The 12,076-nt window shown below is 44.8% G+C and carries 9 protein-coding genes; all 9 read left to right on the forward strand.

Annotation, left to right across the window (positions count from 1 at the left end):
• The first annotated feature begins 287 nt into the window (after positions 1-287).
• The 9 genes from MKZ12_RS13045 (at position 288) to MKZ12_RS13085 (ending at position 12,062) form a co-directional block, all read left to right on the forward strand.
• The gene (locus tag MKZ12_RS13045) at positions 288-1,127 is read left to right on the forward strand and encodes a YitT family protein (RefSeq protein ID WP_339242091.1); all 840 of its coding nucleotides are present in this window, start codon (positions 288-290) and stop codon (positions 1,125-1,127) included.
• 545 nt (positions 1,128-1,672) lie between these two features.
• Positions 1,673-2,905: an ROK family protein gene (locus MKZ12_RS13050; protein WP_339260759.1), complete on the forward strand. Its 1,233-nt coding sequence runs from the start codon at positions 1,673-1,675 to the stop codon at positions 2,903-2,905.
• A gap of 36 nt (positions 2,906-2,941) precedes the next feature.
• Entirely contained in the window at positions 2,942-4,000 is a 1,059-nt protein-coding gene (locus MKZ12_RS13055; protein WP_339260761.1) for an ROK family protein, read from the forward strand.
• Positions 4,001-4,042: 42 nt separating this feature from the next.
• A complete protein-coding gene (locus MKZ12_RS13060; RefSeq protein WP_339242094.1) occupies positions 4,043-5,266 on the forward strand; it encodes an MFS transporter in 1,224 nt (407 codons plus the stop codon).
• A 21-nt stretch (positions 5,267-5,287) separates the two neighbouring features.
• Positions 5,288-7,531, forward strand: coding sequence for a helix-turn-helix domain-containing protein (locus MKZ12_RS13065; protein WP_339242096.1), 2,244 nt, complete (start codon positions 5,288-5,290; stop codon positions 7,529-7,531).
• Between the two features lie 236 nt (positions 7,532-7,767).
• Positions 7,768-8,139 carry a hypothetical protein gene (locus MKZ12_RS13070; protein ID WP_339242097.1) on the forward strand — a complete coding sequence of 124 codons (372 nt, stop codon included), beginning with the start codon at positions 7,768-7,770 and terminating at the stop codon, positions 8,137-8,139.
• Positions 8,140-8,534: 395 nt separating this feature from the next.
• Entirely contained in the window at positions 8,535-10,136 is a 1,602-nt protein-coding gene (locus MKZ12_RS13075) for an extracellular solute-binding protein (protein WP_339242098.1), read from the forward strand.
• Between the two features lie 111 nt (positions 10,137-10,247).
• Positions 10,248-11,150 carry an ABC transporter permease subunit gene (locus MKZ12_RS13080; protein ID WP_339242099.1) on the forward strand — a complete coding sequence of 301 codons (903 nt, stop codon included), beginning with the start codon at positions 10,248-10,250 and terminating at the stop codon, positions 11,148-11,150.
• Between the two features lie 39 nt (positions 11,151-11,189).
• Positions 11,190-12,062, forward strand: a complete 873-nt coding sequence (locus MKZ12_RS13085) for a carbohydrate ABC transporter permease (RefSeq protein ID WP_278295486.1) — start codon at positions 11,190-11,192, stop codon at positions 12,060-12,062.
• Positions 12,063-12,076 lie beyond the last annotated feature (14 nt).

Consider the following 12,076-nt stretch of genomic DNA (forward strand, 5'->3'; position numbering starts at 1 on the left):
CATTGTAAAACAATCGGATCATGACAGTAAGTCATAAACGTCAGCCCTCTGTAATGATGAATATCAATGATGGACCATGACATTTGTCATGGGTGTATGATGCTGAAAGGCTTGGCGGAAGTCTAAAAGAGTACGTTTTACAAATTCCTTTGCACAAATCACGCAACAATTTGTATTATGTATACAATTTTTGTTGTGAGCATGGTAAAATCTATCTTTGAGTGATTATGACAACTTATGAGACGGGTCGATTAGGTTGATTTCTGATGGATTGGATGGAATGCTTAATGAAGAAACGAATTACGGATATTCTATTTATTATGGCAGGTGCATTTCTGTTTGCGCTGGCGGTGAACCTGTTCGTCATCCCGAACGATTTGGCTGAAGGCGGGGTAACGGGTATAACGATTATTTTGTATTACCTGTTTGAATGGTCACCAGGACTGATGAACCTGATCCTGAACGGTATTTTGTTAATTGTGGGATACCGGTTTCTAGATAAAACGACTACGGTGTATACGATTATTGCGGTTGTGTTCAATTCATTGTTCCTGCATCTGACAGAGAGCTGGACCATTGACTCGCATGAGCTGTGGATTAATACGATATTTGGTGGATTGTTTGCCGGTCTTGGGATCGGCTTGATTGTTAGAGTAGGGGGAACAACAGCCGGAACCGTTATCTTGGCACGGCTTGCCAATAAATATTTGGATTGGAACATCAGTTATGGATTATTATTTTTTGATCTGATTGTGGCATTCTCATCTTTCTTCATTATAGGGCCGCAAGGTCTGATGTGTACGATTGTCTTGCTGTTCGTGGGGACCAAAACGATGGAGTTCATTATTGAAGGACTCAATCCGAAAAAGGCGGTTATGATTATCTCTTCCAAACAGGATGAGATTGCGAAGCAAGTGATTGAGAAGATGGACCGTGGTGTAACCGTGTTATCCGGACATGGGTATTACACGAAAAATAAGAAAGAGATCCTCTACATTGTCATTAGCAAGCAGGAAGTTTCCATGCTGAAGAAGATTGTACGAGCGGAAGATGAGATTGCTTTTATCACCATTCATGACGTGCGTGATGTATTCGGGGAAGGATTTATCGAACTTTCCAAAACTTAAGTAATAGGTATATATGCATTAGGTATATATGAAAGAAGGGAGTTGCGGTGAAATATCACCGCAACTTTTTTGATAGGATTGAACCGGGTATTAATCTAGTTCAAAAAGAAAGAACCCTTCTCATAGAGAAGGGCAAAAGAATATTAATAATGTCTTCTTTTTTTGACTCCACAGTATTCAACAGTGACATGACAGTGTTTTTTACATTTTGTAGGGACATATTTAATTTTAGTAACACAAGTTTTCGTGATTTTTTTGTAAAAACACTTTGGTTTTGGGTGACATCCTTTATGCTTTCTGTACATATTGAACCCTCCCTGATTGTGATAAGGTATTGTATGAACAGGGCAATGTATCGGTAATGTATAAACGTCTATTATTGTATAATAATTCCTTTATTAGGCTTTTGTGTTACTAGTGAAGGCGTGGTTCTTTCTATTAAAAGAATACAATGACAAAAAGCTGTACACCTATCAATCACGATGATATATTAAATTTAATTAATTTGTTAATAAACTTAACTAACTATTAAAGGAGGCGATTGCATGGCTGGCACACCGCAATATATCCGTAATCTGAATGAAAACCTCATTATGGATGCCCTGATAACTCAGGGAACCATGTCTAGAGCGGATATCAGCCGTCAGACCGGACTTAGTAAACCAACGGTGTCGTTGGCTGTAGAACATCTGATTGACCGTAATCTGGTGAAGGAAATGGGGAGAGCTGACAATGCTCAGGGTCGCAAAGCAACCCTCATCCGTTTCAATGAAACGGCTTATTATGTCTGTGGTATAGATATCGGCGCAACACGTATTCGGATCGCATTATCCGATCTGACTGGAGAGATCATCGCCTATCGAACACATCCCATGGTTGTCCAAGAAGGTCAGGAGCGAGCGGAAGCGACGATGCTGGAGCTTCTTCGAGGCCATCTGAATGAATTGCTTGATGAGAATCATCTGAACTGGGATCAGATTCAGTGCATCGGGTTCGGTATACCGGGCGTAGTCTTGCCTGATTCGGGACGTATCCATCGTATTGTGGACCCGTTAGTTGGTCTGGAACAAGCATTCTCTCTAGAGTCGTTGTCAGGCGCTTTTCCCTGTGAAGTGATTCTGGAAAATGATGTGAATCTTGCGGCGCTTGGGGAGTATCGAAGTGGTGCAGCAGCAGGTTGTAACTTGTTTGTTTTTTTCTCCATCGGTACAGGGACGGGCGCTGGCATTATGGTACATGGCCAACTGCTACGAGGTCTTGGTGGGTTAACCGGAGAGATCGCAGAGATGTTGATGGAGGATGGCCGTCGTCTGGAGGAAGTGCTGTCAGCCGATGGTCTGATGCAGTTGGCGAAACGTCATCTTAATCCGCATGATGAACTATTGGAAGCTGCTGATTTGGGTGCGGATGTAAATGTAGATGTGGTTGGATTTGCAGATGATCTTCACAGACACTTGACTCCCGAGAAGTTATTTGAAGCCGCACGCAATGGAGAAATAGATGCCTTGGATATTTTACAACAATACAGCCAGATGATTGCTTCAGCTCTGCGTCATATTAGCGTTGTGCTTGCTCCAGATCTTATTGTGCTTGGCGGGGGCGTAGGAGGAAATGGCGATGTATTATTGCCTTTACTGAGACAGGTCATATCTGAGCAATTCCCGGTGCAACCACAGCTAATCTGCTCCAAGCTTGGTGAGCAGGCTGTTGTCACTGGCGCAGTGCAGGTGGCCATAAAACAAACGATGCTGAACCTTCAGCAGGAAGCGTTGGAATAAAAGATTGGATACACAATATCTGAGGAGGGAAACGGGATGACAGAATTCTTGAAAAACGTAAGTAATGATTATTCGTCTAATCAGGATGGTACGGTTGGAGGTGATCTATCCGGTTGGATTGCAGGTATTGATATTGGAGGCACCAAAACATTGATGCTTTTGTCATCACGACAGGCTGGAAGCAAAGTTCATGAACGTATCTTGCCTACGCGTGTCAGTGATCAGCCGGATGAGTTCTTCCGATGGTTATTCGCTGAACTGGACACCTTCTGCCGCGAGGTTGGATGCCGTCTGGATCAACTTTCTGGTGCAGGCTTGGGATTCCCTGGTGTCATTCTGCAAGATGAGGGAGTACTGCGAAGTGCTCCGGCTTTTCAGTGGCCTGAGCAAGATATTCGCCCTGTGATTGCGAAGTATTACAGCGGAAACATCATGTTGGATAATGATGTGAATATGGCTGCAATGGGAGAATATGATCAAGGGGCAGCACAGGGACATCAACATTGTGTAATGGTCACGGTTGGAACAGGTATTGGAGCTGCTCTTATCCTGAATGGGCAACTCTACAGCGGACAAAATGGAGCAGCAGGTGAGATTGGGCATTTCATTGCAGGAGATGAAGGACTTCATACGGGTTATGTTGCGGATGCGGATTCCTTTGGTGTATTTGAGCAAGCGACTTCAGGTACGGGAATTACTGAACAAGCAAGACGTTATTTTAAAGAGGGTAAGGGAAGTGCCTTATCTCTGGTCATGAGTCTGGCAGGAGGTGAAGTGCAGCAGATTGAAGCCAGACATGTATTCAAGGCAGCCGAATCAGATGATGTTGCTGCACTTGAGATTCTTGAACTGCCTATGCGTTATATGGCTAGAGGTCTGGCGAATATTACGGCTTTACTTAATCCTTCCATGATTGTAATCGGTGGAGGTGTGGCAGCATCCAACCCATCCTATTATCTAAATGAAGTGCGTACACGTCTCGAGCGTTATACCGTTCTGCCTGCACGTTTAGCTGTAGCTGAACTTGGTAATAGAGCAGGAGCAATCGGGGCATTGGCTGTAATCAGGTCGAGTCTGGCACGGACATACCATTAGAGATAGGTGAAGCTACTATAGAATTAAAGGATGGAGATCCGGATGAGAAATAGACATATGAAGGCTTACACAGAGAAAATAAAAGCCGATTCTACTGATGCAAGACGTGTTTTGCTCAAATTACAGGGCCTGTATCTGTTTATGGGACTTGCCGGGGGGATGTTTAACCCGTACATCAATCCCATTTTGGTTGCACAAGGTTTTTCCAGTAAAGAAACCGGATTTATCATGGCGTTTGGCACACTTGTATCTATTATTCTTCAACCTATATGGGGAATTCTGGTAGATAAATTCAAAAAGACACGGTTCGTACTGATAATTAGCCTGCTCGTTCCTGCATCGTTAGCGTACTTCTACAATATTCAAGTGTACATTATATTAATATTGATTTATACTTTATGCACTATATTCCAAGTGACACAAATACCTGTGGCTGACTCCTATGCGGTTACCGCCGCGAGAGCAGCCAACACCTCATATGGCATGATCCGACTCTTCGGGAGCATAGGAACCGGAGTTGGAGGATTTGCAGCAGGGATGTATCTCTCTCAGTTTTCCATTCACATGTTATGGCTGCCGTTTCTGATGTTTAACGTTCTAAGCGCCATACTGGCAAGCACACTCCCCCGGCAGACGAGCATATCCTCGTCCTCGGTAACCTTCTCCGTAGGTTTGGCAAGATTGCTCCGAAACCGGACATTCCTTCTATTTCTAACAGGTTGTTTCCTGGTTAACCAAACGCTCACTGCGTTTAACTCCTTTTTTGTTATTTCATTTCAGATGGCTGGCGGTTCTGTGAAGATGACAGGTACAGCGCTATTGCTTGCATCAATCACCAATGTTCCATCCATGTTGGCAGCGGCATTCGTACTCCGAAAATGGGGGCATGAACGCACGATGTTGCTTGCAGCCGGTGCGTATATGTTACGTTGGGGAATACAATGGCTATGGCCAACGCCTGAGGTAATGATTGGCGTTCAGGTACTGCATGGGTTGTCCTTCGGATTCTTCTATATCGCAGCAGTGGAATATGTGGCTTCGGTTACGGGACGGGAAATGCAGGCCACGGGACAAAGTTTATTTAACATGGTGTTTGCCGGCCTGGGCGGAATTGTTGGTAATATGCTTAATGGATATTTGCTCGATTCCGGCGGTCCATCACTGATGTATCTGGCTTGTACGATTAGTGCAGCATTAGGATCGGTGATTCTGTATATCGTCAGCAGGCAGGCCAAAGATGAAAGAAGATCATACTCATTAGAATAGCGATGGAAGGAGTTGGAGCCTATGAGAGTAAATCTGAAGCGGAATTGGCACACCAAGTTGCTGTATTCCTATTTTCCTATTTTTCTGCTTACGATTTCCATTCTGATCTTTCTCTCCTTCCTGATTGTCAACGAACTCTCACGTAACGAAACGCAAAAAGCAGACATGATCTCCACCCGTTATATCGTGGATACACTGGAACGCTCGCTAAGCGATATCGAACTCCGGTTGCTTGAAGACATTGGTGCGAACAAGACATACAGTCGTTTTTTGGAGGCCGGACAGGGACAATTGTCGAGTCAGTTCATCTATGATGCGGCAAGTGGACTGGGACGTATGTTGGATCAGCAGGATATGATTCAATCCATTTATCTCTATCGCATGTCAGATTCCCAGATCCTTACGCCGAGAGGCATGATGCGCTTGGAAGATTTCGAAGATCGTGCCTATATTGAACAAGCTTTGAAAGATCGGGAGAACCTCGGTTGGAACCTGCCACGTGAATACAAGGAACGTTCTTTTGACGTACCTTCACAGGTGATTAGCATGAATAAGTGGCTTCCTTTACCGTGGGGCGGAGAAGGTCTGCTCGTCATAACAATCCGCATGTATGCAGTCGAACGGCAGATTGATAACATGACGAATGAAAAGTTATCCGTTCTTCAGGTACGGGACAAGAGCGACAATCTGATCTATACAGCGCATCAAATGGACCCTTCAGCAGGTGAAATCCTTAATCATGTGTCTTCCGACAAGCTTGGTCTCGTCTTCGAGAGCGGCATTCAATCCGGACAACTGTATTCATGGGTATCGCTTGTCTCTTATGTGTGGATTGGCATTGGATTATTAACGATTGTTGGCGCGGTGGCGGGACTGATCTACATTACGCGTAGAAATACGCGGCCCATCCAGCTCATCATGAATCGAATTCAGGCGTTACAGCCACGTGCCGAGGAGGATGAAGCAGCTCCATCCGTCAAGGATGAATTGGCTCTCATCGACCGTGCGCTGGAACATCTGATTGCTCAGACGGTTGATTATGAGAAACAGCATCATGAAAACTTGCTGATTCATCGCAGACAATTACTTGTTGATCTGATGGAAGGGGAACGCATGGATTCGTTCCGTCAGCGACTTCGCCATCTGCAACCGCTAGAGGAACGTTTCATGGAACCGAAGAGTGTGGCTGTCCTGATTGCGGAGATGAATGGTGACGACCTCTCGACCAATCAGAATATTCTGAAGATTGCGCTTATGAATGTGGTGGAAGAACTTGTGCAGAACGAGACCCAATTCGGCGGTTGGGCTGAATGGTTTGGGAACCGAAGGCTTATTGTGGTGATTGCATCGGATGAGCAGGAAGGACTGGACCGTGAATTGCTTATGGATCTGGCTAAGCAGATGCATATGTGGATTGCGGAAAACTTCCGCCTCCGGTTTACCTTCGGGATTGGACGAACCGTATCGGGCTGGGAGGAGATTACTCGATCCTATGCGAGTGCCGATGCGGGGTTGCAGCATAGACTTACCCTTGGTAAAGATGCGATCGTTCTCAGTGAGCAACTGCCGGATCGTATTGAGCTGCAATCGTATAAGTACTTGCAGATGCTCGCGGACTTTGTCCGTGAATTCAGGCTTACTGGTGATGGCTGGCGGACACAACTGGATCAGATGTTTGTTGCGTTCAGCGAAGATCAGATTACGGATAACGATATTCGCATGTTACTGCAGGCGTTAATTCAGATGTTGTCCCGTGAATTCGGAGAGCTGTCTGAGCGGTTACAGAGCCAATTTGCCGAGGAAATTCTGACACGTCTTCGCAGTGATATCCAACAGGTAGAGACACTGGAGGGAATTCAGGACATTTTGCAGGAATGGTTGAAAGAGGTCTATCGCAATTATGTGTCTGTGAATGAAACGAAAAGTCATCGCGCAATGATTAACGAGCTGCGGATTTATATTGAAGAACATTTTGATGATCCGGATCTGTCCCTAAAACATCTAAGCGATCGGTTCCAGATTTCGGGCAAATATGCGAGTTATTTGTTCAAGGAAGAGTTTGAGATGAAGTTTGTTGATTTTCTGGTGAAACTGAGGGTCGAAAAGGCCTGCCGTTTGTTGTCTGCATCCGATATGGCAGTTCAGGATATTGCGCTGCAAGTAGGTTATGCTAACGCCATCTCTTTCGGCCGAGTATTTAAACGGATTATGGGTGTGACACCGGGGGACTACCGCAAGCAGAGTGGAAAACAAGGGGATCAATAATGATATTGGTCGTGTTAGAACACACGTTAGCGGGTGAAATCGATTAATCTTAGAAATATCTATGAAATCTCCTGTATGAGGGAATAGGGTTCGTACCTTATCGCCCTCTGCAGGAGATTTTTTGGATGCTCAACCACGATCTTGGGCCAGTGTAGCTGGTGCGTTAAGGAATTTTACGAGTGTCCTATACTAAGCAATATGACAATTCATTAATTTATAGGGCAGGAGTTGCATAGATGTACAAATACGGACAGCAAGTGTGGGGATCGGTAGATATCAGTAAACGGGTTACCATCACAGCAAGCAATAACACATTTACATTTAATGTAGATAACTCGTCATACACGATAACGCTGCCTGTTGGTACCTACACAACAAGTCAACAAAGGCATGAATCCGAACTTATTCAGGCCATTTCGAAGGCAGGGGCGGCTCAGAACATTCCAGTACGATTTATTTTGGGCGGAATGCATTATGATGAGAAGTATAATGTATTGATATTGGAACATACGGACACGAGCAACGAACATGTTATTGATCAATTTGTGGGAAATGCCATCGATACGTTGTTTGGTCAAGTGAAGTTTAATCTTCCGCCGAGGAATTAGTGAGTTCAATCGTTCTACAAGTGTTGTTAAACAAGGAGATCACATAAGATGTGGTCTCTTTTTCTTTCTTTTGAAGAAAGATTCATTGGAAAAAGGATTATTGCAAGCTGGGCGATGCCAGATAGCGTATGAGAATCCAATGAAATGCAACATATTGCGTTATCATAGTTTACATATAAGGCGTGAAAATTGTATATTGTCAGGAAATATGTTTATATATCGCGGTTTTTAACTAAAAAAACGTCATTTTTGCATTTTGAAAATAGTTTATTGTCTAATGCCGAATTCGTATGTAATGATTAGTGACATTCACAGGTGCAACGAAATGCACGAACCAAGTGGAGTGGCAATCATGTGAATCCATATCAGAGTGTGTGCGAAAGGGGAAAGGTCAAATGAGATTATTTCAAAGACGTAAGGCAGGCAAGGCAAGTTCAATCCTCGCAGTGGTAACAGCATTCACTCTATTATTATCCGCATGTTCATCAGGAAGCGAATCTGCATCTTCATCCGGAGAATCAGGTTCGGGGGAAAAAACGACTTTGAAAGTAGAAATCTTCGACCGGGGAAATACGCCGGCGGGCTACACCATTTCAGACAGTTATCTGACTCGCTTCATTCAAGAGAAGTTTGGTGATCCAAACAACATCGATGTTCAGTTTGTTCCGGTACCTCGCTCGGAGGAAGTACAGAAGCTTAACGTTCTGATGGCGAGTGGCTCTGAAGTACCTGATATCGTATTTACCTACGACTCAGGAACATTCAACCGATATGCAGAGCAAGGAGGTCTGACTGAACTTACCGATCTGCTCAATCAAAGCGGCCCTAACCTGAAGAAGTTCCTGGGTGATGAAACGCTGGCCTACGGTCAATACGATGGGCAACAGTTCGCGGTTCCGGGTAAACGTCTTGTACTTGGCAAATACGCATCCTATGTTCGTCAGGATTGGCTGGACGCACTCGGATTGCCTTCACCTGAGACAGCTGAGGAGCTGCATACCACATTGAAGGCCTTTAAGGAAAAAGATCCGGGTAAGGTGGGCACAGGACTTATCCCAATGGGGATGTCCATTGCTTCGGCTCAATATGAACCTCTGATCTGGTCATTCATTGAACCGCTGACGGAAGAACAAAAATATACATTAACACAACAACTGGGTTCCAATGACTATCCAACGTTGTTGCCGGGTTTCAAGGACGCCTTGAAATATATGAACACACTTTATAATGAAGGTTTGATGAGCAAGGACTTTGGACTCGACAAAGATAAGAAAAAGCTGTGGGAAGATGTATCCAACGGCAAAGTTGGATTTTACACCGAGGATGCAGGGGAGATTTACATCTCCGGTACGTACAAAAACCTGCAAACCAATCAACCAGGTGCAGTGATCACACCGATTGATGCATTCAAAAACTCCGAAGGCAAATTCGCCAAACCAGCATATGCTCCCAATGCGATGTATGTCATGATTCCAAAATCAAGCAAAAATGCGGAAGCAGCGATGAAGTACCTGGATTGGATGGCTTCAGACAACAACTTGTTCGACCTGCAATTTGGTGTTGAAAATGAGAACTATGAGCTTGTGGACGGTGTGCCACTGATCAAAGATGATGCTTCTCCTGAAATCGCAGGTCGTATCTATAATTCCGGTGACATTGCCATTATCGTCAATGGTAAATACGTTGGGGATGACAAGAAAAATGAAGAGGCTTATGTCGTACAGGTAGAATCGAAGTATCGGGATGATATGCGCAAGTCGGTAGCCATTTCCAACACGGACACGATTCAACCGGTACGCTTCTCCAAACCGATTGATGCAGAAGCGCGCTACGGTAACGGCCTGAAAGACAAGTTTATGGAGTTCTTCGTAAAAACAACCATCTCCAAACCGGCTGACTTTGAAGCGACGTATGACAGCATGATGAAGGATTACATGGCGAGCGGTGGTCAAGCAATCCTGGATGAACGTACAGAAGCTTACAAAGCGATGAAATAAGCATAGTAGAGAACACATCTAATGTGAACGACAACAAAGAACAGGGATTTCATTAGGGCGATGGCTACATCGCCTTGATGAAGAATTCTGAATGACATGGGGGGAAGGTTTATGAAAACAAGCATCTATTTCCGCAGAAACTGGCAACTATATGCGTTGCTCCTACTGCCCATGATCTACTTCATTATTTTCAAGTATGGGCCAATGTATGGTGTGCAGATTGCGTTCAAGGATTTTAACTTCTTCCAAGGGATCTCTGGTAGTGAGTGGATTGGCTTGGATGCATTCAGAGAAGTGTTTCAAAATCAGGGGTTTTACACGGCATTACGCAACACGTTGGTACTAAACATGCTGGATTTATTGGTGTCCTTCCCGGCGCCGCTTATACTGGCCATCTTATTATTCGAGCTGAAAAAGGCTTGGTTCAAAAAGATGGCACAGACGTTGCTCTACATTCCACACTTTATCTCATGGGTTATTATTGGAGGGATCGTGCTTCAGGTTTTCGGAACGCAGTCCGGTTTCATCAACAATATCTTGATGAGCATGGGGTTTGATCCATTGCCATTCCTTTCAGACAAAAACTATTGGCTCTTCACGTATCTTGCGGTAGGCGTGTGGCAGAGTGCAGGGTGGGGAACGATTCTGTATCTGGCATCCCTGACAGGCATTAACCGGGAACTGTATGAAGCGGCAGAAGTGGATGGAGCAAGTCGGCTGCGCAGAATCTGGCACATATCCTTGCCCGGCATCAAAACGACGATTGTTACCTTATTGATCATCAATGTCGGCAACATGATCTCCATCGGCTTCGACCGACCGTTTATTATCGGAAATGTGGCTGTACGTGAATACTCGGATGTGCTCAGCACGTTTGTCTATCGTGTCGGTTTACAATCTGGTCAGGTCACGCTCGCAACAGCTGTAGGTTTGTTCCAGGCCTTAGTTGGACTTGTCTTCATACTCGGAGCAAACTATACGTCCAAGAAATTAACCGATGAGAGCATTATGTAGTGGATTTGATTCACATATGATCTGTAAGGAGTGAGTGGGATGTCTGAAAACACGGCGAATCGAATATTCAACACGGTAAACGTCATTCTTATTATCATTACGATGGTGCTGTGTCTTGCACCATTCATTCATATTATTGCGATCTCGCTCAGCTCGAACCGGGCGATCGGTTCAGGAGAAGTTTCCTTTTTCCCCAAAGAGTTGTCCTTTGAGGCGTATAGCAAAGTATTTGCAGATGGATCGATGATTCGCTCTCTTATCTATACCGTTTGGCTGACCGTCCTGAGTACGGTGCTAAGCATGGCGATGACCATTGCAGCGGCATACCCGCTGGCGAAGAGTAACCTGAAGGGGCGCAAGTGGTTCATGCTTGTCATTGTGGTGACGATGTTCTTCAGTGGGGGCATTATTCCCGAGTACATTCTGATCAAAAATCTGCATCTACTCGACAGCACATGGGGACTTATTCTGCCTGGATTAATTAGTCCGTTCTATATGATCATTCTCATTACCTTCTTCCGAGGTATTCCCGAAAGTCTGGAAGAAGCGGCGGGCATTGATGGAAGCAGCCACTTCGGAACACTGATGCGCATTATCTTGCCACTATCCCTTCCGGTTATGGCAACACTGAGCCTATTCTACGCGGTAGGACGCTGGAATGGTTTCCAGGATGCACTCATGTATATTACCAAGCCTGAGTTATACCCGTTACAATTGAAATTGTATCAGATGATTCAGCAAAACCAGATTACAGAACTGATGCAGAACGAAGGCATTGGTGCCGTTCAGGTCTTGCCTGAGAGTCTGAAAGCAGCCAGCGTTATATTCTCAACATTACCGATCCTGCTGGTGTATCCATGGTTGCAGCGGTACTTTATCAGTGGCGTAATGGTAGGTGCTGTAAAAGGTTAATAGTCTCGGGAGGT

The organism is Paenibacillus sp. FSL R5-0713, assembly GCF_037973325.1.
Lineage (GTDB): Bacteria > Bacillota > Bacilli > Paenibacillales > Paenibacillaceae > Paenibacillus.